At 70.9% G+C, this 25,217-nt stretch carries 22 protein-coding genes; 15 read left to right on the top strand and 7 right to left on the bottom strand.

Translation table 11 applies throughout. The annotated features are described in order from the left end of the window. Positions 1-2: 2 nt before the first annotated feature. From OG520_RS04475 to OG520_RS04455, 5 genes are all read left to right on the top strand, one after another. Positions 3-770, top strand: a complete 768-nt coding sequence (locus OG520_RS04475) for an urease accessory protein UreF (protein ID WP_406012246.1) — start codon at positions 3-5, stop codon at positions 768-770. A 29-nt stretch (positions 771-799) separates the two neighbouring features. Beyond that, complete coding sequence (gene ureG, locus OG520_RS04470; protein WP_406012245.1) at positions 800-1,420, top strand: urease accessory protein UreG; 621 nt, start codon at positions 800-802, stop codon at positions 1,418-1,420. A gap of 1 nt (position 1,421) precedes the next feature. After that, the gene (locus tag OG520_RS04465; RefSeq protein WP_406012244.1) at positions 1,422-2,387 is read left to right on the top strand and encodes an urease accessory protein UreD; all 966 of its coding nucleotides are present in this window, start codon (positions 1,422-1,424) and stop codon (positions 2,385-2,387) included. Positions 2,388-2,443: 56 nt separating this feature from the next. Next, on the top strand, positions 2,444-3,793 hold the full coding sequence (locus OG520_RS04460; RefSeq protein WP_406012243.1) for an ammonium transporter: 1,350 nt from the start codon (positions 2,444-2,446) through the stop codon (positions 3,791-3,793). Positions 3,794-3,935: 142 nt separating this feature from the next. After that, positions 3,936-6,299, top strand: coding sequence for an alpha-L-fucosidase (locus OG520_RS04455; protein ID WP_406012242.1), 2,364 nt, complete (start codon positions 3,936-3,938; stop codon positions 6,297-6,299). Here the strand turns inward: OG520_RS04455 and OG520_RS04450 are convergent. The 6 genes from OG520_RS04450 to OG520_RS04425 form a co-directional block, all read right to left on the bottom strand. Then, positions 6,277-7,713 carry a lipase maturation factor family protein gene (locus tag OG520_RS04450; protein WP_399335046.1) on the bottom strand — a complete coding sequence of 479 codons (1,437 nt, stop codon included), beginning with the start codon at positions 7,711-7,713 and terminating at the stop codon, positions 6,277-6,279. The genes OG520_RS04455 and OG520_RS04450 overlap by 23 nt on opposite strands. A 37-nt stretch (positions 7,714-7,750) precedes the next feature. Beyond that, on the bottom strand, positions 7,751-8,275 hold the full coding sequence (locus OG520_RS04445; RefSeq protein ID WP_385330331.1) for a DUF1990 family protein: 525 nt from the start codon (positions 8,273-8,275) through the stop codon (positions 7,751-7,753). Further along, a complete protein-coding gene (locus OG520_RS04440) occupies positions 8,272-9,126 on the bottom strand; it encodes a YndJ family protein (protein ID WP_406012241.1) in 855 nt (284 codons plus the stop codon). The genes OG520_RS04445 and OG520_RS04440 overlap by 4 nt, the downstream gene beginning before the upstream one ends. A gap of 227 nt (positions 9,127-9,353) precedes the next feature. Beyond that, a complete protein-coding gene (locus OG520_RS04435; RefSeq protein WP_406012240.1) occupies positions 9,354-10,418 on the bottom strand; it encodes a FecCD family ABC transporter permease in 1,065 nt (354 codons plus the stop codon). Further along, positions 10,415-11,452, bottom strand: a complete 1,038-nt coding sequence (locus tag OG520_RS04430; protein WP_399335040.1) for a FecCD family ABC transporter permease — start codon at positions 11,450-11,452, stop codon at positions 10,415-10,417. Before OG520_RS04430 ends, OG520_RS04435 begins: the two co-directional genes overlap by 4 nt. Positions 11,453-11,469: 17 nt before the next feature. Then, positions 11,470-12,519 carry an iron-siderophore ABC transporter substrate-binding protein gene (locus tag OG520_RS04425; RefSeq protein WP_406012239.1) on the bottom strand — a complete coding sequence of 350 codons (1,050 nt, stop codon included), beginning with the start codon at positions 12,517-12,519 and terminating at the stop codon, positions 11,470-11,472. Positions 12,520-12,935: 416 nt separating this feature from the next. Between OG520_RS04425 and OG520_RS04420 the strand changes: the two genes are divergently transcribed. Next, a complete protein-coding gene (locus OG520_RS04420) occupies positions 12,936-13,988 on the top strand; it encodes a chitinase (protein ID WP_406012238.1) in 1,053 nt (350 codons plus the stop codon). A gap of 100 nt (positions 13,989-14,088) precedes the next feature. On the opposite strand, the gene OG520_RS04415 is transcribed toward OG520_RS04420, so the two are convergent. After that, positions 14,089-15,456 carry an FAD-dependent oxidoreductase gene (locus OG520_RS04415; protein ID WP_399335036.1) on the bottom strand — a complete coding sequence of 456 codons (1,368 nt, stop codon included), beginning with the start codon at positions 15,454-15,456 and terminating at the stop codon, positions 14,089-14,091. A 257-nt stretch (positions 15,457-15,713) separates the two neighbouring features. On the opposite strand from OG520_RS04415, the gene OG520_RS04410 reads away from it, so the two are divergent. The 9 genes from OG520_RS04410 to OG520_RS04370 all read left to right on the top strand — a co-directional run bounded on the left by OG520_RS04410 (position 15,714) and on the right by OG520_RS04370 (position 25,211). Then, positions 15,714-17,780 carry a SpoIIE family protein phosphatase gene (locus OG520_RS04410; RefSeq protein ID WP_399335034.1) on the top strand — a complete coding sequence of 689 codons (2,067 nt, stop codon included), beginning with the start codon at positions 15,714-15,716 and terminating at the stop codon, positions 17,778-17,780. A 121-nt stretch (positions 17,781-17,901) separates the two neighbouring features. Beyond that, positions 17,902-19,290, top strand: coding sequence for a wax ester/triacylglycerol synthase family O-acyltransferase (locus OG520_RS04405; protein WP_399335032.1), 1,389 nt, complete (start codon positions 17,902-17,904; stop codon positions 19,288-19,290). Positions 19,291-19,436: 146 nt separating this feature from the next. Next, complete coding sequence (locus OG520_RS04400; protein WP_406012237.1) at positions 19,437-20,420, top strand: aldo/keto reductase; 984 nt, start codon at positions 19,437-19,439, stop codon at positions 20,418-20,420. A gap of 1 nt (position 20,421) precedes the next feature. Beyond that, positions 20,422-20,733 carry an L-rhamnose mutarotase gene (locus OG520_RS04395; RefSeq protein WP_093546627.1) on the top strand — a complete coding sequence of 104 codons (312 nt, stop codon included), beginning with the start codon at positions 20,422-20,424 and terminating at the stop codon, positions 20,731-20,733. Between the two features lies 1 nt (position 20,734). Beyond that, entirely contained in the window at positions 20,735-21,589 is an 855-nt protein-coding gene (locus tag OG520_RS04390; protein ID WP_406012236.1) for an amidohydrolase family protein, read from the top strand. A gap of 36 nt (positions 21,590-21,625) precedes the next feature. Then, positions 21,626-22,486, top strand: coding sequence for an Fpg/Nei family DNA glycosylase (locus OG520_RS04385; RefSeq protein ID WP_399335028.1), 861 nt, complete (start codon positions 21,626-21,628; stop codon positions 22,484-22,486). Between the two features lie 88 nt (positions 22,487-22,574). Continuing rightward, the gene (locus OG520_RS04380) at positions 22,575-23,327 is read left to right on the top strand and encodes a LytTR family DNA-binding domain-containing protein (protein ID WP_266430171.1); all 753 of its coding nucleotides are present in this window, start codon (positions 22,575-22,577) and stop codon (positions 23,325-23,327) included. A 61-nt stretch (positions 23,328-23,388) separates the two neighbouring features. After that, on the top strand, positions 23,389-23,751 hold the full coding sequence (locus tag OG520_RS04375; RefSeq protein ID WP_399335026.1) for a hypothetical protein: 363 nt from the start codon (positions 23,389-23,391) through the stop codon (positions 23,749-23,751). After that, positions 23,748-25,211 (top strand): cation acetate symporter, encoded by a 1,464-nt coding sequence (locus tag OG520_RS04370; RefSeq protein ID WP_399335024.1) that lies wholly within the window; start codon positions 23,748-23,750, stop codon positions 25,209-25,211. The genes OG520_RS04375 and OG520_RS04370 overlap by 4 nt, the downstream gene beginning before the upstream one ends. Positions 25,212-25,217 lie beyond the last annotated feature (6 nt).

Genomic DNA, 25,217 nt, shown 5'->3' with positions numbered 1-25,217 from the left:
CGATGTACCGCGACGAGAGCGACCTCCTGGGCGAACCCGGCCGGGCGTCGGGCGCGGCCGTCGCCGGGACACCGGCCGCCGAGCCCGCGCTCGGGCCGCTGCTGGTCAGCCTCCAGCTGACCGACTCGGCGTTCCCGAGCGGCTTCTACACGCTGTCGCACAGCCTGGAGGGCTTCGCCCACGCCGGGGCGGTCGACCGGGAGAGCCTCCCGCTGCTGCTGGAGGATCTGCTGCTGCACGGCGTCGGCCCGGCCGACGCCACCGCACTCGCGCTCGCCCACCGGGCGACCCGGGCGGGCGACGCGGCGGCCGTCGTCCGTGTCGACGAGCACCTGTTCGCCACCAAGCTGGGCCGCGAGATGCGCCAGGCGGCCACCCGGACCGGCCGGCAACTCCTCGACCTCGCCGCCGAGGTGTTCGACCGCCCGGAGATCACCGACCACTTCGACCGTGTCGTACGCCGAGCGGCACCCGGTACCCAGGCGGTGGCCGCGGGCGTCATCTACGCGGCCACCGGTGTCCCGGTCCGCCAGGCGGTCACCGCGGACCTGTTCGCGTTCTGCGCGAGCTTCGCGGGAGCCGCCCTCAGGCTGCGGCTCACCGATCACCGAAGAGCGCAGCGGCTGCTCCGGGACGCCGCACCCGTCATCGAGGCGACGGCGGAGGCGGCGCTGCGGCGCGAACTCGCCGATGTCGGCGCCACCGTCTTCGCCTCGGACATCATGTCGGGCCGTCATGAACGCGCCGAGGCCCGGCTGTTCGCGAGCTGATCCATCCACCCCACGAGCCAGGGAGCACCATGGACGACAACGTACTGCGGGTCGGCATCGGCGGACCGGTCGGGTCCGGCAAGACCGCGCTCATCGAGGCGCTGGTACCGGTACTGATCGAGCGCGGCCACCGCCCCTCCGTCATCACCAACGACATCTACACACAGGAGGACGCCCAGCACATCCGCCGCACCCTCGACGGGGTCCTCGAACCGGAGCGAGTCGTCGGCGTCGAGACGGGAGCCTGTCCGCACACCGCCGTGCGCGACGACCCCACGATGAATCTGGCGGCCGGTGCCGAGATGCTGGAGCGCTTCCCCGACACCGACACGCTGCTCTACGAGTCCGGCGGCGACAACCTCACGCTCACGTTCAGCCCGGCCCTGGTCGACCTGTTCATCTTCGTACTGGACACCGCCGAGGGCGAGAAGATGCCCCGCAAGCGCGGTCCGGGCATCACCGATTCCGATCTGCTCGTCATCAACAAGATCGACATCGCCAAATACGTGCGCACCGACATCGACGTCATGGAGTCCGACGCCCACCGGGTCCGCGAGAACCGCCCGGTCGTCCTCACCGACTGCCTCACCGGCGTCGGTGTCGAGGATGTCGTGGGATTCCTCGAATCCCGCCGCAAGGCGCTGATCTGACATGCACCCCACCCCGTCGCCGCCCCGGCCGGACCGGCTGGCCCCGGACTACTACACCGCGGCCCGCGTCCCCCCGGACGTGGCGGCCCTGGCGTCCGTGCCCGACACGCTCGGGCCGGGCTCGCCGGCCAAGGTCGGCATCCTCGATCTGGCCTTCGCCGTACGGGGCGGTCGCACCGAACTCGTGGAGCGCTACCAGAAGACCCCGCTGCAGATCATGCGGCCGTTGTGGATCGACCCGGCGATGCCCGGCATGAGTTACGTCTATCTGATGGCGACCGGCGGCGGCATCGCCCAGGCCGACCGCTATCGGATGGACTTCCGCTGCGGACCCGGCACCGAGGTGCACCTGACCACCCAGGCGGCCACCAAGGTCTTCCGCATGGAGCACGACTACGCGAGCCAGCGCGTGCACCTCACGGCGGACGAGGGCGCCTACGTGGAGTATCTGCCGGACCCGCTGATCCCGTTCAAGGACTCGCGGTTCTATCAGCGCACCGAGGTCACGGTCGCACCGGGCGCGACCGTGGTCGTCGGCGACACCCTGACCGCCGGGCGGCTCGCCCGCGGCGAGCGTCACGACTACCGGGTCCTCGCCACCGATCTGCACATCGCCCGGCCCGACGGCACCCTCCTCGCCATCGACACCCTGCGCCTGGCACCGGGTGCGGGGCCGGGCGGCAACGGCGTCGTCGGCCCCGGCGTGTTCGCCGGGCACGACCATGTCGCCTCGCTCTTCGTCGTCACCGACCGCACCCCGGCCACCGAGCTGGCCGACACCCTCCACGAGGCGCTGGCCGGGCTCGGCGTCCTGTACGGAGTCAGCGTGCTGCCCCGCGACTGCGGCGCCTGGGTCCGGCTCCTGGGCGACAGCCCCGTCAGGGTCGCCGCGGCGCACACCGCCGCCTGGGACGCCGTGCGCCGGCTGCTCACCGGTCACCCGGCCCCCGATCTGCGCAAGCCGTAACACATCACCGACCAGCCCCCGTGCCCCTCCCGCCCCCCACGACGAGGTATCCGCAGATGAACACCGCTCCCGCGCCGATGCCACCCGCATACGACTCCGGCGACACCGCCTGGCTGCTCGCCTCCACCGCCATGGTGCTGCTGATGACGCCGGGACTGGCGTTCTTCTACGGCGGCATGGTGCGCACCCAGCACATCCTGATGATGATCAAGATGAGCTTCGCCGCGCTCGCCTTCGGCACGCTCGTCTGGTGGGTGATCGGCTACTCGCTGGCATTCGGACCGGATGTCGGCGGCGCCGGACTCATCGGCAACCTCGATCACGTGTTCATGCACGACATCGGGCCGACCACCCTCACCGGTCACATCCCCACCTACGTCTACAGCACGTTCCAGATGGGCTTCGCGATCATCACGGTCGCGCTGATCAGCGGATCGATCGCCGACCGCGCCACGATGAAGGGCTGGCTCGTCTTCGTCGTCCTGTGGCTGCTCATCGTCTACATCCCGCTCGCGCACTGGGTGTTTGATCAGGACGGGTGGATCGTCAAGCACCTCGGTGCCCTGGACTTCGCCGGCGGTCTGCCGGTGGAACTCAACTCCGGGGTCGCCGGGCTCGCCGTCGCACTGGTGCTGCGGGCACCGCGCGACTTCGCCCGCCGCGAGGAGCGACCCAACAACGTTCCGCTCGTGGTGATCGGTGTCGGGCTGCTCTGGTTCGGCTGGTTCGGCTTCAACTCCGGTTCGGCGCTCAGCGACCAGGGCACCGCGGCCGCGGCGTTCATCAACACCCAGCTCGGCGCCGCGGGCGCCATGGTCACCTGGCCGCTGGTCGAGAAATGGCGCACCGGGACGGTCACCACCATGGGCGTCGTCTCCTCCGCCGTCGCGGGCATGGTCGCCATCACTCCCGCCTGTGGCGAGATCAACACACTCGGCGCCGTCATCACCGGCCTGGTCGTCGGGGCGGTCTGCGCCTTCGCCATCACGCTCAAGTACCGCTTCGACGTGGACGACACACTCGATGTGGTGGGTGTGCACGGCGTCGGCGGTCTGATCGGCCTGATCATGGTCGGCCTGTTCGCCACCGCGCGGATCAGCGGCAAGAAGGGGCTCTTCCACGGAGGCGGCTGGGGGCTGCTGGGCAAGCAGCTCATCGCCATCGTCTCCGTGATCGCGTTCTCCTTCATCCTCACCTGGATCATCGCGAAGGTGGTCGATCTGGCCGTCGGCTTCCGCGCGAAGGACGAGTACGACAGCGTTCCCGGTACGGAGCGGGAGCGCGCCTACGACTTCCAGACCGCCGAGCGCCTCGGCGCCCTGGTCTCCGGAAAGGCCGTGACCAGCGACGACGAACTCGTCAGGCAGATCACCAGGCTGCTGCGGGCCCGGGAGGAGTCCAAGTGACGGGCCCTGTCGGGGCCGGGCCCTGAGGGGGCGGCCCTCATCGCGGCTTCGCCCAGTCATCGGATGAGTCTGGGGAACGTGTTTCGTTCTGTCTGGAAGATTGCATTGACAGGTTCGAGTCGCGCTCCAATCATCGGATGTCATGACCGAACTTCCCAGGCGCCATGTACTCGGAATGACGGCAGGGGCGGCAGTCGGCGCCGCCCTGCTCACCCCCGCCACCGCCGATGCGGCCCCGCACCCCGCGGCCGCCCCGCGCACCGGAGCAGGCACCGATGACGGCGGGTGGGGCACCGTTCCCGCCGCCGTGCCCGTGCCTCTCGACAAGTGGTTCGACAACGACGGCATCGACACCGCCGACGCCCGTGGCGGCGACTTCGACGGTTCCGGCTACACCTTCCCTGGTGAGGAACTCCCCGCCGGGGAGCGGGAGATCGGCGGCACCACCTTCCTCTTCCCCGGCTCCGCGGCGGGTGCCGGGAACAACGTCGTCGCCCTCGGCCAGCGCATCGACCTGCCGCCCGGCCGCTATCTCTCCGGCCTCTTCCTCACCTCGTGCAGCTACGGCGCCGCGTCCGGCAGGGCCACGGTCCACTACGCCGACGGCACCACGACGACCCCCGTGCTCGGCGGGCCCGACTGGTACGGCGGCAGCGGCGCCCTCACCGCCGCGTACCGCTACACCGCCGACGGCGCCAAGGACCCGCACCAGGTGTCCATCGCCGTCAGCGAGATCGCGCTCGACCCGGCCAGGGAAGCCGTCGCGCTCACCCTGCCCACCACCCAGCCCGCCGAGCCGAACAAGTCCTCCCTGCACATCTTCGCCCTCTCGCTCCAACCGGCGGCCCGGGGGAGGGCGTTGGCGCTGCGCGACGCCCACTCCACCACCTCGCTGCTGGACTCCGGCGCCCAGAGCGTCGAGGCCACCGTCGTCAACGCGGGCACGGTCGGCATCCTCGCCGCCGACGGCCTCACCCTCTCCGTGGACGTGCCCGGAGCCCGTACCGTCGCGCCCGCCCGTGTCTCCCGCCTCGCCCCCGGCGAGCAGGCCCGCGTCCGCATCGGCATCCGCAGCAGACCCGGCACCGCACCCGGCACCACCCAGGAAGGCAACGTTGTCGCGCGCGGACGCGGAGCGGCGGCGGCCACGGTCCGGCGCTCGCTCGCCCTCGGCGTCCCCGACTACGCACCGACGGACGCCTCGCTCTCCACCCACCAGGCGCCGTACTGGTTCCAGCAGGCGAAGTTCGGGATCTTCATCCACTGGGGGGTCTACTCCGTACCGGCCTGGGCACCGGTCGGCACGCAGTACGCGGAGTGGTACTGGAACCAGATGCAGGACCCCAACAACCCCACCCATGCCCACCACCGCGACACCTACGGCGAGTCCTTCGCCTACGACGACTTCATCCCGAGGTTCCGCGCCGAACGCTTCGACCCGCGTTCCTGGGTGGAGCTGTTCCGGGACGCCGGCGCCCAATACCACGTCCTCACCTCGAAGCACCACGAGGGCTTCGCGCTCTGGGACACCAAGCTCTCGGACCGCAACTCGGTGAAGATGGGCCCCGGGCGCGACCTGGTCAAGGAGCTCTTCGACGCCTCGCGCCGCTACACCCCCGAACTCCACCCCGGGCTGTACTTCTCGATGCCCGAATGGTTCAACCCCGACCACCCGTGGATGGGCCACGCCCCGCGCAATCCGTACACCCTGGAGCCCGTCCCGTACACCGGGCACACGGCCGGCAAGGACTACGTCACCGAGTTCCAGGGACCGCAGATGCTGGAGCTGATCCACGGCTACGACCCCGAGATCCTCTGGTGCGACATCGGCGGCGACAACGACAGCCACCGGGTGCTGGCCGAGTACTTCAACCACGCCAAGAACCGGGCCCGCCCTATCGAGGTCACCGTCAACAACCGCTCCGGGATCGGCCCGTACGACTTCACCACACCCGAGTACACGACGTACGACCAGATCGTCACCGCCAAGTGGGAGTCCAGCCGCGGCCTCGACCCGTACAGCTACGGCTACAACGCCCAGACGCCGGACGAGAAGTACATGACGGCCGAGGAGGTCGTGCACTCGCTCGTCGACATCGTCTCCAAGAACGGCAACTTCCTGCTGGACATCGGGCCCAGGGCCGACGGCACGATCCCCGACATCATGCAGCGCAGGCTGCGCGAGACGGGGGAGTGGCTGAAGACGAACGGGGAGGCGATCTACGACACCACGTACTGGTCACGGATGCCGCAGCTCGGTGAGGATCTGCGGTTCACCCTGCGGCCGAACCGGGCGTTCTACATCCACTCCCTGGCGCGGCCGGGCGCGACCCTCACGGTCGAGGCACCGGTGCCGGTCCGCAGCGGTGACCGGATCACCCTGCTCGGTCACGACCGGCCGCTCAACTGGCGCGTCCGGGGCGGTTCACTGGTGATCGACGTACCGGCGGCGGCCCGCGGGACCGGGAAGCACGCCTGGGTGTTCAAGATCGCCTGGTCGGGCTGAGCCAGGAGGGACCGAGCGAGACGGGGGGCATGAAGTCCCGCACGTAGGTGCGGTGCCACCAGCGTCCCGTGGCCCGCAGTTCGCGCCAGGTCGTGTACCGGTAGTGGTACAGCCTGGCGCGGACATGCGTGGGCGGGGTATCCGGGAACGGGTTGTGACGCAGCAGCCGCAGCGTGTCCCGGTCGTTCTCCAGCAGCCGCTCCACGAACTGGCCGAACCAGGGGCCCGCGTACGCGGGGGAGAGCGCCGCGAACCACATCAGCCAGTCCAGCCGCAGATGGTACGGGGCGAACTGGCGGGGCATCCGGTGCGGATCGCCCGGCTTGCCGCGGAAGCCGTACTCCCGCCAGACCGTGCCGTCGTGGAGCTCCTGCTCGTCGGTGCCCTCGACCACCACCTCCAGCCGGACCCGGCTGATGCTGCCGAACGCGCCGTAGGTGTTGACCAGGTGCAGCGGGTCGAACGAGCGGTTCATCACCTGGCGCCGGGAGATCAGATTGCGCGCCGGGCGGTAGCTGAGGAATACGACCAGCGCGGTCACCGCGATGACGACGATCTCGTACCAGAGCGGCGGCGCGGACTGTGCGGGCGGCTCGGTGAACAGGGACCAGTCGACGGCGGACAGGGCCAGGGTGATCGTCACCCAGTTCAGCCAGGCGAAGTTCCCCGACACGACCAGCCACAGCTGGGTGACGATCATCAGCCCCGCGGCCGCGCTCGCCACCGGCTGCGGAGTGAAAAGGAGCACCGGCACCAGGAGTTGGGTGACGTGGTTGGCCGCCACCTCGGCCCGGTGGACGGGCCTCGGCAGCCGGTGGAAGAACCAGCTCAGCGGTCCCGGCATCGGCTGGGTCTCGTGGTGGAAGTACAGGCACGTCAGCTTGCGCCAGCACTCGTCGCCGCGGATCTTGATCAGCCCGGCGCCGAACTCCACCCGGAACAGCACCCAGCGCAGCAGCCACAGCACCAGGACCGGTGGCGCCGTGTGCGCGTTGCCGAGAAAGACGGCGAGGAAGCCGGTCTCCAGCAGCAGGGACTCCCAGCCGAAGCCGTACCAGGTCTGGCCGACCTGGACGATCGACAGATAGAGCGCCCAGGGCAGCGCCCAGAGCACCATCGCGGCCCAGAGCGGAAGGTACGAGTCCGCGCCCGCGAGCAGGGCGACGGAGATTGCGCAGCCGGTCCAGCAGACGAGGGCGAAGAAGCGGTCGGAGTAGTGGAGCCGGAAGAGGCCGGGCGCGCTGCGCCAGTCCGTACGCCGCAGGAAATCCGGTACGGGCAGCATGCCGCGTTCGCCGATCAGCGCCCGGAACTGGAGCGCGGCGGTGAGAAACGCGACCAGATAGATGCCGGCCAGAGCCCGCTGGAAGACCAGCCGGCTGAGCCAGTACCCGTCTGCGGTGAACCACTCCATCGCTTCCAGTATCGGCCCACCGGCTCCGCTCAGCCCTTCAGCCCCGCTCGGCGCGGCCCTCGGCGACGATCCGGCGCAGGGTGGATCCGAGCCGGCGGGCGTACCACCGCTGGGTCAGCGGTACGAGCGGTCCCGCGAGCCGGGTGTACCAGGCGGCCGGGCGGCTGAACGCCATGACGGTGAACCACACCGTCCCGTCGTCCGCCGATTCCACCACGAAGGACTCCTCACCGCACTCGGGGTGCTCGGCCAGTGTTCCGTAGGCGAATCCGACGAGGTCCTTCTCGTACGCCGCCCAGACGACGCGGCAGGGAGCAGTGAACCGGAACGGTCCGGCGCCGAGCGACACCCGGACGGTGACCCCGGCCTCGGCGCGGTCCGCCGACGCGTGGACCCCGGCCCCGGAGACCCGGTGCATGCGCCAGCGGGTGACGGCGGCGCCCGCCGCTTCGAAGTCGGCCCGGCCGCGGCCGACCCGGGTCCGGTGGTGGAGGTGGTGGTATCCGTCGGGGAGCGGGCCCAGCCGGGTCGCTCCGACCTCGGGGTAGGTGAGTGCGGTCATGCCGTCCTGCCTTCGTGGTCGGTGCGGTTCTGGAGCCTTCGCCAGGCGAGCAGCGAGCAGAGCGCGAAGCCCAGTGCGTTGCCGAGGCCGTGGGTGGCGGCCATCCAGGTCAGTGTGGGGTGGGGGAGCCCGGTTGCTTCGCCGAGTGCCCAGCTCAGCGCCAGCACCATGGTGACCGCGAGCACGGCGGACGAGACGGCGAGCAGCAGCCGGGTGATCCCGTCCCGGTTCCGGTCGCGGATCGATCGCCAGGTGAGCAGGGCGACGGTCCACATTCCCGAGGTCAGCACGACCGCGCCGGCCAGTTCGGCCCAGTCCCCGATGAAGTAGCCGATCAGGACGAGCAGGGTGCCCAGCGGCACGCTCAGCGCGGCGAACCTCCCCGCCGGGCTGTCGGTGATCCGGCAGACGAGCCCCGAGACCAGCGCGGCGGCGAATCCGGCGAAGTGGAAGTGCGGCACGGTCAGTGCGAGGATGCCGAGCCCGAAGCCGAAGAGCGGGTGCCCCGAGCGTTCGGCGACCAGGGCCGTGGCGGCGACGGAGGGTGTGACCAGGGCGGTCAGCAGCGCGATCTCGGCGGGTGTCACCGTGGGCGTCCCGGGCGTCCGGTGGTTGCGGAGCAGCCACGGCGGTGCGTGCAGGGCGAGGAGCAAGGCCCCGAGCGCGTAGCAGGCCGCCAGGGCGGTGGCCGGGCCGCCGCGCGGCAGCCAGAGGGCGACGGCGCCGGGCACGGCGAAGAGCGGCCAGAGACGGCGTATCCGGTCCAGCTCGGGGGCACCGGCCAGCCGCAGCCCCACCGGGACCACCACCAGCATGCCCAGCATCACGATCGGACCGACCAGCAACGACATCACGACCCCCCTCGACTTGAACGTGTTCAAGTGCGTTCGGTGGTGACTCTACGGCGCTTCTTGAACGCGTTCAAGAAGGAGGTGCGGGGAGGGCGGACGGTGCGGGGTCCGGCACCGCTGGGAGCATGCCCGGCACGGAGATCATCCCCGGACGCGTCGACGAGGACGTGTCCGGGGCGTCGTACAGCTGCTTCAGTGGCGAGCAGAGGCGTCCGGCGCCGGGCGCCTCACAGGGCTCCCCGGCGCCACTCCCGTATCAGCAGATATCCGAGGTACACGCCCCCGATGGCCATCGTGTAGATGCCGACGGGCAGGTTGTCGAAGAGTGGCAATTGCTGGGCGCAGAGATCCGCGAGCACCAGCAGCAACGAGCCGGTCAGCGCCGACAGCGCCAGATGCGGGCCGGATACCCGGGTGATCCGCTTGGCGATCTGCGGAGCCGTGAGCGAGATGAACGCGATGGGTCCGGCGACGCCGACGGCACCGGCGGAGAGTACGATCGCGAGGACCACCGCGAGGGTCTTCGTGTTGCGGGGCTCCGATCCGAGCGCGCCCGCGATGTCGTCGCCCATCTCCCCGATGTCCAGCCGCCGCGCGATCAGTGCCGTGAGCGGGGCGACGACCAGCAGCACCAGCCAGATCGTGGTGGCGTCGTCCCAGGACCGTGCCGACAGGCTGCCGTTGACATAGGCGGTGAGCACGGCGGCCCGGTCCCGCTCCATGGCGTAGACGACGTACTGGGTGATCGCGGTGCCGATCGCGGCGACCCCGATGCCGGCGATGACGAGCCGGGCCGGGTTGCGGAATCCGGTCCCGGTCGACACATGGACCAGCGCCATGGCGAGGACGGCGCCGAGCAGCGCTCCGAGCGCCACCGGCACGGTGTCCGGGAACAGCAGCGCGGCGATCGCCGCGCCCGCCCCGGCGCCGGACGCCAGCCCGATCACATCGGGGCTGCCGAGCGGATTGCGGGTGACGGACTGGAACAGTGCCCCGGAGAGCCCGAGCGCACCGCCGGTACCCACGGCGACCACCAGCCGCGGCCCTCGCAGCCGCTCCATGACGAACGCGTTCTTGCCCTCGGCCCCGCCGGTCACCGCCCCGGCGAGTTCGGAGAGCGGAATGCCCAGCCGCCCGAGCGACAGCGTGGCGACGGCACCCGCCACCAGCAGCAGGAACAGGACGAGCGCCGTCAGCACGGACACCCGCCGGACCGGCAGGGCCACCCGCCCGCCGGCCGTGAGGACCTTCCTCGGCGAGGCGGTGCGGATTCCGGCCTGATGAGATGTCATGAGTTGCCCCTCATCCTGCGTACGGCAATGAGCAGAGCGGGTGCCCCGATGAACGCGGTCACGACACCGACCATCAGCTCCTGCGGGCGCATCACCACCCGCCCCACGACATCCGCCAGGAGCAGCAGCGCCGGGCCGACCAGTGCCGAGAAGAGGATCTGCACCCGGAAGTCGACCCCGACCAGCGCCCGCACCACATGCGGAACGGCCAGTCCGACGAAGGCGATCGGGCCGACCGCCGCCGTGGCCGCCGCGCTCAGCAGCGTGGCCGAGAGCAGCCCGCCCGCCCGCACCAGCGCCGGACGGGCCCCCAGGGACGCCGCGGTCGAGTCACCGAGGGCGAGCGTGTTGAGGCCGGGGCCGAGCATCGCGGCCAGCACCAGACCGGCCACGGCGAACGGCAGCACCGACCAGAAGACGTCGAAGTCCCGTCCGCCGAGCGCGCCGACGACCCAGTAGCGGTAGCTGTCGAACACCTTCGGGCGGCTCAGGGTCACCGCCTGGATGAATGCCATCAGCACGGCGGAGAGCACCGCACCGGCGAGCACCAGCCGCACCAGCCCGCTGCCCGAACCCGCCGATCCGATCGCATGGACGAGCAGACCGGCGATCAGGGCACCGGGCAGCGCCCACCACATGGTCTCCGTGCTGCCCGACGCCCCGAGGAACGCCGTCGCGGCGACGATGCTCGCGGAGGCGCCCGCGTTGATCCCGAGAAGGCCGGGATCGGCCAGCGGATTGCGGGTCACGCCCTGCATGAGGGTGCCCGCGACGGCCAGGCAGAGACCGGCGAGCACACCGAGCGCGGTCCGCGGACAGCGGCTCTCGACGATGGTGGTGACATTCGGATCGGCGGTGCCGGACAGCACGTGCAGCACATCGCCGAACGAGGTGGTCCGGCTGCCGAACATGATGCTCGCGAACACGGCGAGCACGAGAACGACGAGTGCGACGACGAGGGAGGACACCCGCCGAGCGGTGCCGGCCCGTGAGGTGCCGGCACCGCTCGGCGGTGCGTGCGTGGTGGTGGCCATGTGGGTGGTGGCCGGCCTCAGCCGTTGTCGGCGGCCTTGATGGCCTTGTCGATCAGCGGCAGGTAACGGTCGATCACCCACGGCACGGTGAGCGGGTTGATGATGGAGGAGGCCGTGACGAAGGAGTTGTCGTTGCTGTACACCATGGCGCCGCTCCTGACCGCGGGCATCGCCGCGTACAGCGGCTGGGCCTCGATCTCCTTGCGGGACTTGTCATCCATGTAGAAGGTGAAGAGCAGATCGCTGTTCTTCAGCTTCTCGGCGTTCTCCAGGCCGATGAGCGCCGAGTCGGTGCCCTTGGTCTCCTTGAAGGAGTTCACCACCGGGTCGACGGTGAGACCGAGCGAGGTGAGCATCTTGACGCGCTGCTCCTCGGGCTTGAACACGCCCAGGGTGCCGGGGCCGGTGTTGTAGATGTACGAGAACTTGTACTTCTTGTAGTCCGGCCGGGTCGCCGCCGCGTCGGACAGCTGCTTCTCGATCTTCGAGACGAGGCCCTTCGCCTCGTCCGTCTGTCCCAGCGCCTGGCCGATGATGTCGATCTGCTGGTCCCAGTCCGTGCTCCACGCCAGATCGGGGTAGGCGACGGTGGGGGCGATGTCCTTGAGGATGTCGTAATCCTTCTGCGTGATCCCGGACCACGGCGCCAGGATGACATCCGGCTCCAGCTCGGTGATGGCCTCGAAGTCGATGTCCTCGCCGCCCGTGAACTGGGTCGGCAGCTTGTCGCCGGACTTCTTCACCGCCTCGTGGATCCAGGGCAGATAGCCCGTCTTGTCGCTTCCCCACTCGTACTTCTCGATGCCCACCGGGGTGTGGCCGAGCGCGATGGCGGTCTCGGCCGAGCCCTGGCCGAGGGTGACGACCCGTTCGGGCTGCTCCTTGATCTCCGCGGTGCCGAGCGCGCTCTTGATGGAGACGGGGAACGCTCCGCCGCTCTTCCCGGATGCGCCGGAGGTCTCCTTGCCGTCGTCGCTCGACGAGCAGCCGCCGAGGGCGAGAACGAGGGCTGCGGCGGCGGCAGTTGCGGCGAGCGTCCGGCGACGCGCACGGGTGAACCGGGACATGGATGTTCCTCATGTTTGGCGGATGGAGCGACAGGACCCTGCAGCTGGAGGAGGGCACGCCGAAGATCGTCGTACGGAATACGACGGGCGGCCTCAATGCAGATCGCAAGGAGTTAGGCAAGCCTAAGCTAAGCCTTTGTGTGGCGACAACCGGCCCCCCTGGAAAACGCTTTCGGCCCCCGTTGTGCCGGTCCGGTACCGGTTCCGGCTTCGCGGCCCGGCGGCTTCTCTGGTCCAGACCTATTGACGGAAGGTTCGGGCCTCCCTAGCGTGTGGCGAGCCGTGAAATGCGAGACCGCATTCCGCCCATGTTGTCAGAGTCATGCCATTCACGCGCCAACTCGCCCTGCGCCGGGCCGCCTCGGGCATCCGCACCGCCTCGGTGGCGCCCGGCCGCGACAGGAAGGGAAGTGAGCATGTTCGGTCGGACATCGCGTCTGCTGGGGGTCGGCCTCGCGGCGGCATGTGTCGTACAGATGCTGGTGGGCGCAACACCGAGCGCCGCGCAGGACGGGACCTGCGCGGTCAAGTCGAAGCCCGCCGGAAAGGTGCTCCAGGGGTACTGGGAGAACTGGGACGGCGCGTCGAACGGTGTGCACCCGCCGCTCGGCTGGATCCCGGTCACCGACAGCCGCATCGCGCAGCACGGCTACAACGTGATCAACGCGGCCTTCCCGGTCATCCTCTCGGACGGCACCGTCCTGTGGGAGGACGGGATGGACTCGACCGTGAAGGTCCCGACCCCGGCCGAGATGTGCCAGGCGAAGGAGTCCGGGCTCACCACCCTGATGTCCATCGGGGGCGCGGCCGCCGGTATCGACCTCAGCTCCAGCGCGGTCGCCGACCGGTTCGTCGAGACGGTGGTGCTGATTCTCAAGAAGTACAACTTCGACGGCATCGACATCGACATCGAGACCGGTCTGACCGGCAGCGGTGACATCAACCAGCTGTCGGCCTCGCAGTCCAACCTCATCCGCATCATCGACGGCGTACTCGCGCAGATGCCGTCCAACTTCGGACTGACGATGGCGCCGGAGACGGCCTATGTCACCGGCGGGAGCATCACCTACGGCTCGATCTGGGGCGCGTACCTGCCCATTGTGAAGAAGTACGCGGACAACGGGCGTCTGTGGTGGCTGAACATGCAGTACTACAACGGCAGCATGTACGGGTGCGCCGGCGACTCGTACTCCGCGGGCACGGTCGAGGGATTCACCGCCCAGACGGACTGTCTGGACAAGGGGCTCGTCGTCCAGGGCGCCACGATCAAGGTGCCGTACGACAAGCAGGTTCCGGGACTGCCGGCCCAGCCGGGCGCGGGTGGCGGTCACATGTCGACGGGTCAGGTGTCGCAGGCCTGGAACCACTACGGCAACGCGCTCAAGGGTCTGATGACCTGGTCGCTCAACTGGGACGGCTCGAAGGGGTGGACCTTCGGGGACAACGTCAAGGCGCTGCAGGGCCGCTGAGGCGCCGGGGGGACCGAGGACCGGGCAGCTCCGCCGAGGTGGACGGAGCCGCCCTTCCGGCCGGCCGCGAGGGCGGCCGGCCGGTCGGTACGCCGTACGGTCAGGAACGGGGCTCGGAGGCGTCCAGCATGCCCTCGCGCTCCACCACCTTGATCCGCTCGCGACCCTGTTCCGCGCCCAGGGCCTTCTCGTGCGCGTCCAGGCGGTACCAGCCCTCGCGGGTGGTGTAGCGGACGCCGCGCTCCTCCAGGAAGGCGGTGACGGCCTCCGGCTCGGGCCGGACCGGGGCGGGCAGCCGGCCCTCGGCCCGGTCCTCCAGCAGGCAGGCCACGGTCTCGTTGGCGTCGCCCTTGGTGTGGCCGATCAGGCCGACCGGACCGCGCTTGATCCAGCCCGTGACGTACACCGAGGGCATGTGCTCGCCGCCGTCGACGACGCGTCCCGCAGTGTGCGGGACCGTGCCGGAGACCACGTCGAACGGGAGCTTCGGGAGCTCCTGCGAGTAGTAGCCGACCGCGCGGTAGACGCTTTGCACGTCCCAGTCGGTGAAGTTCCCAGTGCCCTTGACGTTGCCGGTGCCGTCCAGCTCGGTCCGCTCGGTGCGCAGGCCGACGACCCGGCCGTCCTCGCCGAGGATCTCCACCGGGGACTCGAAGAAGTGCAGGAACAGCTTGTGCGGCCGGTCACCGACATCGCGGATGGCCCAGTTCTCCAGCGTGGAGGCGACCATGTTGGCCTGCTTGTTGCCGCGCCGGGTCTCGATCGAACCCGCGTCGTACTCGATGTCCTCGGGGTTGACGATGACCTCGATGTTCGGCGAGTGGTCCAGCTCCCGCAGCTCCATCGGGCTGAACTTGGCCTGCGCGGGACCGCGGCGCCCGAAGACGTGCACCTCCAGGGCCTTGTTGGCCTTGAGGCCCTCGTAGACGTTGGCGGGGATCTCGGTCGGCAGCAGCTCGTCCGCCGTCTTGGCGAGGATGCGCGCCACGTCCAGGGCCACATTGCCCACGCCGAGCACGGCGACCTTCTCCGCCTCCAGCGGCCAGGTGCGGGCCACGTCGGGGTGGCCGTCGTACCAGGAGACGAAGTCCGCGGCACCGTGGGAGCCGTCGAGCTCGCTGCCGGGGATGTCGAGCGCGCGGTCCGCGTCGGCGCCGGTGGAGAAGATCACGGCGTCGTAGAAGGACCGCAGATCGTCCAGGTCGATGTCGTTGGGGTAGTCGACGTTGCCGAACAGCCGCAGCTGCGGCTTGTCGAGAACCTGGTGGAGTGCCTGGACGATGCCCTTGATCCGCGGGTGGTCCGGGGCCACTCCGTAACGGATGAGGCCGAAGGGGGCAGGCATCCGCTCGAACAGGTCGATCGAAACACCCGGTTCCTGGGCGGCCTCGGATTTCAGCAGCGCGTCCGCTGCGTAGATGCCGGCGGGGCCGGCTCCGACTATGGCGACGCGGACGGGGCGGGTCATCAGGTGCTGGTCCTTAGAACGGGCTGATGCGGGCAGTGCAGCTCAGGGTAAAGGTAAGGCTGGGCTTACCGTGCTCCATGGGACACGGTATCCGTTGCCGGATCGTGGCCTCGGGGCGGTTCGCCCTACGAGACGTCCGGCCCCGTCGTCCGGCGCCCGCAAGGGTGTGAAGTGCACTCGGGTGGCGAGGGGGAGGATTCGCCCAACCGCGCGAGGCTCGCTCGAAGAATCGGACAAATGATGGCAGAGTGACCCACATGGATGATCGGGTAGCGGGTGCCCTGTCACTCCCGGACGACTGGCCCGCCCACCCGGATCTCAGCCTCGCCCTGAACCGTATGGGCAGCTTCGACTGGGACCTCGACAGCGGCCTCATGCACATGGACCGGCCCGCGCTCGACGTGTTCGACCTGCGGGCGGACGAGTACGACAACCGGCCGGAGTCGCTCGGGCGGCGGGTGCCGCCGGACGAGGGCGTACGGCTCGACGCCATGGTCGCGGAGGCGCTCAAGAGCGGGCAGAGCAATTACGGGGCGTACTTCAGGATCAGGCGGCGCGACGGCGGCCTCCGCTGGACCCACACCCAGGGCTTCATCCGGCGGGACGGGACCGGCCGCCCGCACCGCATCATCGGCATCGTCCGCGACGCGACCCAGGAACTGGCCGACTCCACCGCCCGCCGCGAGCTGGACCACGAGCGCCGCCGCCGCACCAGTCTGGTGGACGGCACCACGGCCGCACTGGCCCACGCCCGCACCGTCGGGGACGTCATCGAGGTGCTGAAGAACTCCCAGGGCCTGGCACATCTCGGGGCGACCAGCCTGGTCATGGGGCTGATAGAGGCGGGACGCATCCATCTGGTGGCCGACGGCCCGGAGGACTCGTTCGTGCCCGGCACCCGGTACACCCGGACGGACGAGCAGTACCCGATGAGTGAGGTCGTACGCACGCTCACGCCCCGCTTCATCGAGTCCGCCACGGACTTCGCCACCTCGTACCCGATCCTGTGGCCCCACATCAGCCACCTCGGCATCACCTCGGCCGCCTATCTGCCGCTGATCGCCCAGGCCCGGCCCATCGGCGCGCTCGGCCTGCTCTACAGCGACAAGGACGGCTTCACCGGCGACGAGCGCAATCTGCTGGTCGCGCTCGGCAGCTCCATCGCGCAGAGCCTGCAGCGGGCCATGCTCTACGAGCAGGAGCACGACCTCGCCGAGGGCCTCCAGCAGGCCATGCTGCCGCGCAGGATCCCGGACGTGCCGGGGGCGCAGATCGCCGTCAGGTACCGCTCGGCCCGGCTGGGCCGGGACATCGGGGGCGACTGGTACGACGTCATTCCGCTGCCCGGCGGCCGGGTCGGGGCCGTCATCGGGGACGTACAGGGCCACGACACCCACGCCGCGGCCGTCATGGGGCAGCTGCGCATCGTCCTGCGGGCCTACGCGGCCGAGGGGCACAGCCCCGCCACGGTGATGGCGCGGGCCTCCGTCTTCCTGCACGAACTGGACACGGACCGCTTCGCGACCTGCACCTACGCCGAGGTCGATCTGACGACCGGCGTGGTGCAGCTGGTCCGGGCCGGCCACGTCGATCCGCTGGTGCGGGAGAGTGACGGCAACTGCCGCAGGCTGCCCGCGGAGGGCGGGCTGCCGCTGGGGCTCTCGGCCGAGTTCGGGCGGCTCGAATACCCGGTCAGCACCGTGGAGCTGGACCCCGGCCAGACCCTGGTGCTGTTCACCGACGGTCTCGTGGAGCTGCCGGGCGCCGATCTCGACGAGGGCATACAGCTGCTGACGGCCATGGTGCGCAGCGGCCCGCAGGACCTCCAGCGGCTGGCCGACCGGCTCTGCGAGGAGGTCGACGAGCGCGGCGGCGAGGACGATGTCGCGGTCCTGCTGCTGCGCCGCAAGGCGGCTCACGCACCCCAGCCGGGCGGCCGTCTCCAGCAGCACGTCGCACAGAGCGACCCGGAGGCGCTCAGCTCCGCGCGCCACATGATCCGGGCGGCGGTGCGGGCCTGGGGTGCCAAGGTGCGGGCCGACGAGGTCGAGCTGGCCGCCGACGAGCTGATCACCAACGCGCTCATGCACACCGACGGCGGGGCCATCGTTACGATCCGGGTGCTCACCGGACCCGAGCGGCGCCTGCGGGTCGATGTCGAGGACCGCTCCAGCGCGCTGCCCAGGCGCCGGGACGCGGGGGAGGCCGGAGTGTCCGGGCGAGGGCTGATGCTGGTGGACCGGCTGGCGGACCTGTGGGGTGTGGAATCCCGGGGCAGTGGCAAGTGTGTGTGGTGCGAATTCGTCATCCCGGCACACGAGTGACAGAAACATGCTTACCTACCCGACAGTAACAGAACGTAACATGTCTGTACTTGACCGTAACCGACCGCGAGCGATTGACTGCGACTCCGTCAGTCTTTGTCTTCGATGACATGAGGACCCGTTGGGAACTGAGCTGCTGGCACCCCTCGATCTCGCCTTCTGGCATCTCGAATCCGATGCCCACCCGATGCATCTCGGCGCGCTCGCCGTCTTCTCCCCGGCCCCCGGCCCGACGCGCGGCGCCGACGCGGGGACCGTGCTCGAACTGCTGGGAACCCGTGCCGCCGCCATTCCCCGGCTGCGGATGCGGGTCAGGGACGTACTGCTGCCCGTCGGCGGTGCGGCCTGGTTCGTGGACAAGGACTTCGACGTCCACCGGCACATCCGGCGGGTGCGGCTGACCGGGGCGGAGTCGCGGGACCAGGACGGCGGATTCATGGCGGGCGCCACCCGGCTCGCCGGTGAACTGATGGAACGGCCCCTCGAGCGGGGGTTGCCGCCCTGGCAGATGTACGTCATCGGCGGCGCCGACGGCGGTCCGTTCGCGGTGCTCGTCAAACTCCACCACGCGCTGGCCGACGGGATGCGCGCGGTCGCCATCGGAGCCGGGATCTTCGACGAGATCGCCGCCGCCGGCCGCGCCCGCAGCGGTGTGCCGGTCCGCCGGGCGCGCGCCGTCCCGCCCCGCTCATGGATGCCGGGCCCGCGCCAGGTGGCGGGCCTCGCGCTCGGCCGGATCGAGGATCTCGGGCGGGCGTTCGGCGTCGGCGCCTCCATGGTGCGGGCCAGCCGCCTCGATCCGCGCGGCGCGCCCGCACTCACCGCGAGCTCCAGCGGCACCCGGCGGCTGGCCACCGCGGACCTGGACCTCGAAGCCGTCCGGCGGATCCGCCGCGCCGCGGGCGGCACGACCAACGACGTCCTGCTCGCGATCGTCGCCGGAGCGCTGCGCCGCTGGATGCGGGAGCGGGGTGAAACGCTGCCCACCGAGGACCCGCGCGCCCTGGTTCCGGTCTCGCGCCGCAGGCCCGGCCAGGCCGGGGCGACCGGGAACAGGCTCTCCGCCTATCTGCTCGGGCTCCCGGTCGGCGAACCCGATCCGTGGAAGCGGCTGGGCGCCGTCCGGACCGCAATGGACCGCAACAAGACCGCGGGCCCCTTCCGCGGCGCCGGCGCGGTCGCCGTGCTCGCCGATCAACTGCCGTCGCTGGCTCACCGCTTCGGCGCGCCGATCGCCGGGAACGCGGCCAGGATGCTCTTCGATGTCCTGGTCACCAGTGTGCCCCTGCCGCGCTCGGCGCTCTCGCTCGGCGGCTGCCCGCTGCGGGCGGTCTACCCGATGGCGCCGCTGGCCCGCGGCCAGGCCCTCGCCGTCGCGCTGTCCACGTACGGCGGCCGGGTGCGGGTCGGGCTGGTGGCCGACGGCAAGGCGCTGCCCGATCTGGAGCGGCTGGCGCGCTGCGCCGACGAAGAGGTGGCGGAGCTGCTCGCAGTGCTGCCGACGCACTGAGCGGCCGACGCCCCGACCGGTCATAGATCGGACAGATTTCCGGGAAAGCGCCATGGTTGGTGACGCCTGAGGTGTTGACGCGCCCGAGTGATCCGATGAATATTCGCTGTGTGCAAGAAGCGATCATCGGGGAGGGCGGCGGAAGCATGCGGCGCAACAGGCTGGGAAGCAGCGCGGTCGAGGTCACCGAGCTGTCCTTCGGGGCGGCCGCCATCGGCAATCTCTTCACCGCCGTCGAACCGGCGCGGGCCGCCGCCGCCGTGGACGCCGCCTGGGACGAGGGCGTCCGCTACTTCGACACCGCGCCGCACTATGGACTCGGCCTCTCCGAACGGCGGCTGGGCGAGGCCCTGCGTGGCCGGCCCCGCGACTCGTACACGCTGTCCACGAAGGTGGGGCGGGTGCTCGACCCGCTGCCCGCCGGCTCCGGGGCCGGCCCCGACGGACTCTCCGAGGGCTTCGCCGTACCCGCCACCCACCGCCGGCGCTGGGACTTCAGCGCCGACGGCGTACGCCGCAGCATCGAGGACAGCCTGGAACGGCTCGGTCTCGACCGCATCGACATCGCCTATCTGCACGACCCGGACGACCACGCGGAGACCGCGTTCCACGAGGCCTACCCGGAGCTGGAGAAGCTGCGCGCGCAGGGCGTCGTCGGAGCCATCGGCGCCGGGATGAACCAGACCGCGATGCTGACCCGGTTCCTGCGCGACACCGATGTCGACGTGGTGCTCTGCGCCGGGCGCTACACCCTCCTCGACCAGTCCGCACTGACCGAACTGCTGCCCGAGGCGGCTGCCCGAGGCCGCAGCGTGGTCGTCGGAGGGGTCTTCAACTCCGGGCTGCTCGCCGACCCGCGCCCCGGTGCCACGTACGACTACACGGCCGCGCCCCTCTCCCTCCTGGACCGGTCCCTGCGGATCAAGGCCGTCACGGAGGGCCACGGCGTGCCGCTGCGGGCCGCCGCCCTCCACTACCCGCTCGCCCACCCGGCCGTCGCCGGAGTGCTCGTGGGCACCCGCTCCCCGGACGAGGTGCGCGACGCCGCCGCACTGCTCCGCCGCGAGATCCCGGACGAGCTCTGGGACGAGCTGCGCGCCGAGGGCCTGCTGACCGAGAACGGACACTGACATGAGAATCGCCCTGCACACCAAGGTCCGCGCCGACCGCATCGAGGAGTACGAGGCCGCACACCGCGAAGTCCCGGCGGAGCTGACCGCCGCGATCCGCGCTGCGGGCGCCACGTCCTGGACGATCTGGCGCAGCGGCACCGACCTCTTCCACGTCATCGACTGCGAGGACTACGCCGCACTCCTCGCCGAGCTGGAGCAGCTTCCCGTCAACGTCGCCTGGCAGGCCAGGATGGACGAACTGCTCGACGTGGCGCACGACTACTCGGCCGACGGCGCCGAGGCCGGACTCCCGGTCGCCTGGGAGCTGTGACATGACCGGTCAGGAACGGATCGTCGACGCCCACCACCACGTGTGGGACCTGTCGGTGCGCGACCAGGACTGGATCACCGGCGACGAACTCGCCCCGCTCCGGCGCGACTTCACCCTGCCCGACCTGGAGCCCGAGGCGCGCGCCGTCGGGGTGGACGCCACCGTCCTCGTCCAGACCGTCACCGTCGCGGAGGAGACCCCCGAGTTCCTGGCCCTCGCCCGGGACAGCGACCTCGTCGCGGGTGTCGTCGGCTGGTGCGACCTCACGGCTCCCGACGTCGCCGACACGCTGGCCGCGCTGCGTGAACTCCCCGGCGGCGACCGGCTCGTCGGCATCCGCCACCAGGTCCAGGGCGAAGCCGACCCCGCCTGGCTGCTGCGCCCCGATGTCCGGCGCGGACTGCGCGCCGTCGCCGACGCCGGGCTCGTCTACGACCTCGTCGTCCAGGCCCGCCAACTGCCCGCCACCGTCCAGGCCGCGGCACTGCTGCCCGAGCTGACCTTCGTGCTCGACCACGCCGGCAAGCCACCCGTCGCCGCCGGTGGACTGCGTCCCTGGGCCGACGACGTCAGGGCCCTGGCCGCCCGCCCCAACACCGTCTGCAAGCTCTCCGGCCTGGTCACCGAGGCCGATGTGCGCTCCTGGACCGTGCGCGACCTGCGCCCGTACGCCGACACCGTCCTCGACGCCTTCGGACCCGACCGGCTGATGTTCGGCTCGGACTGGCCCGTGTGCCGGCTCGCGGCGACGTACGAAGAGGTCGTCGACGCGGCACGCAGCCTCACCGACGCCCTCACCGCGGACGAGCGCGCCCGCGTCCTCGCCACCACGGCCGAGCGGGTCTACGGTCTCTGACAGGCGTACCGCCGGGCCTTTTGGCAGTCTGGAACCATGCCCGAACTGCCGGAAGTCGAAGCCCTGCGGGTCTTCCTCGACGACCACCTGGTCGGCAAGGAGATCGACCGCGTCCTGCCGCTCAACGTCAGCGTCCTCAAGACGTACGACCCACCGCCGACCGCCCTGCACGGCGCCACGGTCACCGGCATCGCCCGGCACGGCAAGTTCCTGGACATCGGGGCCGGCCCGCTGCACCTGATCACCCATCTCGCCCGAGCCGGCTGGCTGCGCTGGAAGGACGAATTCCCCGCCGTGCCGCCGCGCCCCGGCAAGGGGCCCCTGGCGCTGCGTACCGTGCTCACCGGCGGCGACGGCTTCGACCTCACCGAAGCGGGCACCGCCAAACGCCTCGCCGTGTACCTGGTGCACGACCCGGCCGAGGTGCCGGGCATCGCCCGCCTGGGCCCCGACCCCCTCGACGACTCCTTCGACCGCGACGCGTTCGCCGCGCTGCTCGCCGGGGAGCGCCGCCGGATCAAGGGCGCCCTGCGCGACCAGTCCCTGATCGCCGGCATCGGCAACGCCTACAGCGACGAGATCCTGCACGTCGCGAAGATGTCGCCGTATCTGCTCACCGCGAACCTCACCGACGACCAGATCACCCGGCTCCACACGGCGATGCGCACCACGCTGCACGACGCGGTCGCGCGCTCCGGCGGACTCGCGGCCGGAAAGCTCAAGGCCGAGAAGAAGAGCGGGATGCGGGTCCACGGACGTACCGGCGAGGCATGCCCCGTCTGCGGGGACACCATCCGCGAGGTGTCGTTCAGCGACTCCTCGCTCCAGTACTGCCCGACCTGCCAGACCGGCGGCAGGCCGCTGGCCGACCGCCGCCTCTCCAGGCTGCTCAAATGACCCGCCGGGGTGCGCCGGCCGGCCGGTACGCGAAGAACCGGTGAATCACCCGGCCCCGCACCCCCGTGCGCGCTCTACACTCCGGCCCATGCTGCGCGTACTCGCCGTCGACGACGAAGAACCCGCCCTGGAGGAACTCCTCTACCTCCTGCGCGCCGATCCCCGGATCCGCAGCGCCGAAGGGGCCACCGGCGCCACCGAGGCGCTGCGCCGCATCGGCGGCGCCGTCGACGCGGGCCCGGACGACCCGGCCGCCATCGACGTCGTGTTCCTGGACATCCACATGGCGGGCCTCACCGGTCTCGACGTGGCCCAGCTGCTGGCCGGCTTCGCCGCGCCGCCGCTCATCGTCTTCGTCACCGCGCACGAGGGCTTCGCCGTCCAGGCCTTCGACCTGAAGGCCGTCGACTACGTCCTCAAACCGGTACGCCGCGAGCGCCTGGCCGAAGCGGTGCGCCGCGTCGCCGAACAGGTCGGCGACCGCTCCGCACCCGTGCTCGACACCGCGGGCGACCAGATCCCGGTGGAGCTCGGCGGAGTCATCCGGTTCATCCCGATCGACGACATCGCCTACGCCGAGGCCCAGGGCGACTACGCCCGGCTGCACACCGCCACCGGCAGCCACCTCGTCCGCGTCCCCCTCACCACCCTGGAGGAGCGCTGGCGCACCCGCGGCTTCGTACGCATCCACCGACGCCACCTCGTCGCCCTGGGCCGGATCGACGAACTCCGCCTCGACGCGGGCAGCATGAGCGTCCGCATCGGCACCGCGGAGCTCGCCGTGAGCCGCCGCCACACCCGCGCGCTGCGTGATCTGCTGATGCGCCAGACCGGCCGCTGACCAGCGCCTACCAGGCTCCGGCCTTCCCACGGCGGTCCGGTGCTGCGTACACTCCGGGCCCATGTCCGCAGAGCCAATGCCCCGGCGCGAAGTGGTGACGGGGGAGCCCCGGCGGGTGCGCCCGCTGCCGCGCTACCGCACCCAGTCGGAGATCGACGAGCAGACCGCACTCGGCGGCGCGTACGTCCGTTCGCTGATGCGCAGCCAACTGCGGGCCGGACTCACCGCGTTCACCGTTCTCGCCGTGGTCGTCGGGACGCTGCCGCTGGTCTTCGAGGCCCTGCACAGCGCCGCCCTCGTCTGGGCGGTCCTCGGATTCGCCGCCTACCCGCCGCTCACCCTGATCGCCTGGTGGTACGTGCGACGGGCCGAGCGCAACGAACGCGACTTCGCCCGGCTCGTGGAAGGCCGCCCCGCACAGTGAGCCGTACGTACGCGGTGGCGGCGGTCGCCGCCGTCGTTCTCGCCACCGTCCTCGTCGGCGGTTTCGGACTGCGCATCTCCCGCACCACCTCCGACTTCTACGTCGCCTCGCGCACCGTACGGCCCCGGCTCAACGCCGCGGCCATCAGCGGCGAATACCTCTCCGCCGCCTCCTTCCTCGGCATCGCGGGTCTGGTGCTCGTGCACGGCCCGGACATGCTCTGGTACCCGGTCGGCTACACCGCGGGCTATCTGGTGCTGCTGGTCTTCGTCGCCGCACCGCTGCGCCGCTCGGGGGCGTACACGCTGCCCGACTTCGCCGAGGGGCGGCTGGAATCACGACAGGCGCGCAGACTGGTCAGCGTCTTCGTGGTCGCGGCGGGCTGGCTCTATCTCGTACCGCAGCTCCAGGGCGCGGGGCTGACGCTCAAGATCCTCACCGGGGCGCCCGGCTGGCTCGGCGACGTACTCGTGGCGTCCGTCGTCGTCATCGCCGTCGCCGCGGGCGGCATGCGCTCCATCACCTTCGTACAGGTCTTCCAGTACTGGCTGAAACTGACCGCGCTCCTGGTCCCCGTGATCTTCCTGGTGCTCGCCTGGCAGGGCGACGGGCGTCCCCGGGTCACCTTCGACGAACAGCTCTCTGTCTTCCGCGCCGACCATCCGCTGTACGCCACCTACGGGCTGATCGTCGCGACCTTCCTCGGCACCATGGGCCTGCCGCACGTCGTCGTCCGCTTCTACACCAGCCCCAACGGCCGCGACGCCCGCCGCACCACGGTCGCCGTCCTCGCCCTCATCGGCGTGTTCTACCTGCTGCCACCGGTCTACGGCGCACTGGGCAGGCTGTACGCCCCCGAGCTGATCCACGGCGAGGACGCGGACGCCGCCGTGCTGCTGCTGCCCGGCCGGGTCATCGGCGGGCTCGGCGGGGATCTGCTCGGCGCTCTCGTCGCGGGCGGCGCCTTCGCCGCGTTCCTGTCGACCGCCTCCGGGCTCACCATGGCCGTCGCCGGAGTCATCACCCAGGACGTGCTCCCCTCTCGCGGGGTCCGGCACTTCCGGCTGGCGACCGTCCTCGCCATGTGCGTACCGCTGGCCGGTTCGCTGATGGTCAGCCGGGTACCGGTGGCCGACTCCGTGGGGATGGCGTTCGCCGTCTCCGCGTCCTCCTTCTGCCCGCTGCTGGTCCTCGGCATCTGGTGGCGGCGGCTCACCCCGCCCGGTGCCATCGCCGGACTGCTGCTCGGCGGCGGCTCCGCGTTCCTGTCCGTCGCCATCACGGTCAGCGGCGCGGTACGCCCGCCGGGCTGGCCGCACGCCCTGCTCGCCTGGCCCGCCGTCTGGTCGGTGCCGGTCGGCTTCCTCGCGATGATCCTGGTGTCCCTCGCCACTCCCGGCCGGATACCCGCCGGCACCAACGCCGCCATGACCCGCTTCCACCTGCCGGAAGCGCTGTGAAGGCCC

Source organism: Streptomyces sp. NBC_00984 (assembly GCF_045162475.1).
Classification (GTDB): Bacteria; Actinomycetota; Actinomycetes; order Streptomycetales; family Streptomycetaceae; genus Streptomyces.
The sequence above is the reverse complement of the archived record's forward strand: the minus strand, read 5'-3'. Positions and strand labels throughout refer to the sequence as shown.

What these genes read in the sequence shown, in the direction of transcription:
- OG520_RS04450 (WP_399335046.1), bottom strand. Translation starts at nt 7,713, where the DNA reads ATGGAGTGGTTCACCGCAGACGGGTACTGGCTCAGCCGGCTGGTCTTC.
- OG520_RS04465 (WP_406012244.1), top strand. Translation starts at nt 1,422, where the DNA reads ATGCACCCCACCCCGTCGCCGCCCCGGCCGGACCGGCTGGCCCCGGAC.
- OG520_RS04425 (WP_406012239.1), bottom strand. Translation starts at nt 12,519, where the DNA reads ATGTCCCGGTTCACCCGTGCGCGTCGCCGGACGCTCGCCGCAACTGCC.
- OG520_RS04415 (WP_399335036.1), bottom strand. Translation starts at nt 15,456, where the DNA reads ATGACCCGCCCCGTCCGCGTCGCCATAGTCGGAGCCGGCCCCGCCGGC.
- OG520_RS04375 (WP_399335026.1), top strand. Translation starts at nt 23,389, where the DNA reads ATGTCCGCAGAGCCAATGCCCCGGCGCGAAGTGGTGACGGGGGAGCCC.
- OG520_RS04430 (WP_399335040.1), bottom strand. Translation starts at nt 11,452, where the DNA reads ATGGCCACCACCACGCACGCACCGCCGAGCGGTGCCGGCACCTCACGG.
- OG520_RS04420 (WP_406012238.1), top strand. Translation starts at nt 12,936, where the DNA reads ATGTTCGGTCGGACATCGCGTCTGCTGGGGGTCGGCCTCGCGGCGGCA.
- OG520_RS04385 (WP_399335028.1), top strand. Translation starts at nt 21,626, where the DNA reads ATGCCCGAACTGCCGGAAGTCGAAGCCCTGCGGGTCTTCCTCGACGAC.
- OG520_RS04440 (WP_406012241.1), bottom strand. Translation starts at nt 9,126, where the DNA reads ATGTCGTTGCTGGTCGGTCCGATCGTGATGCTGGGCATGCTGGTGGTG.
- OG520_RS04445 (WP_385330331.1), bottom strand. Translation starts at nt 8,275, where the DNA reads ATGACCGCACTCACCTACCCCGAGGTCGGAGCGACCCGGCTGGGCCCG.
- OG520_RS04435 (WP_406012240.1), bottom strand. Translation starts at nt 10,418, where the DNA reads ATGACATCTCATCAGGCCGGAATCCGCACCGCCTCGCCGAGGAAGGTC.
- OG520_RS04460 (WP_406012243.1), top strand. Translation starts at nt 2,444, where the DNA reads ATGAACACCGCTCCCGCGCCGATGCCACCCGCATACGACTCCGGCGAC.
- OG520_RS04395 (WP_093546627.1), top strand. Translation starts at nt 20,422, where the DNA reads ATGAGAATCGCCCTGCACACCAAGGTCCGCGCCGACCGCATCGAGGAG.
- OG520_RS04400 (WP_406012237.1), top strand. Translation starts at nt 19,437, where the DNA reads ATGCGGCGCAACAGGCTGGGAAGCAGCGCGGTCGAGGTCACCGAGCTG.
- OG520_RS04455 (WP_406012242.1), top strand. Translation starts at nt 3,936, where the DNA reads ATGACCGAACTTCCCAGGCGCCATGTACTCGGAATGACGGCAGGGGCG.
- OG520_RS04475 (WP_406012246.1), top strand. Translation starts at nt 3, where the DNA reads ATGTACCGCGACGAGAGCGACCTCCTGGGCGAACCCGGCCGGGCGTCG.
- OG520_RS04410 (WP_399335034.1), top strand. Translation starts at nt 15,714, where the DNA reads ATGGATGATCGGGTAGCGGGTGCCCTGTCACTCCCGGACGACTGGCCC.
- OG520_RS04380 (WP_266430171.1), top strand. Translation starts at nt 22,575, where the DNA reads ATGCTGCGCGTACTCGCCGTCGACGACGAAGAACCCGCCCTGGAGGAA.
- OG520_RS04390 (WP_406012236.1), top strand. Translation starts at nt 20,735, where the DNA reads ATGACCGGTCAGGAACGGATCGTCGACGCCCACCACCACGTGTGGGAC.
- ureG (WP_406012245.1), top strand. Translation starts at nt 800, where the DNA reads ATGGACGACAACGTACTGCGGGTCGGCATCGGCGGACCGGTCGGGTCC.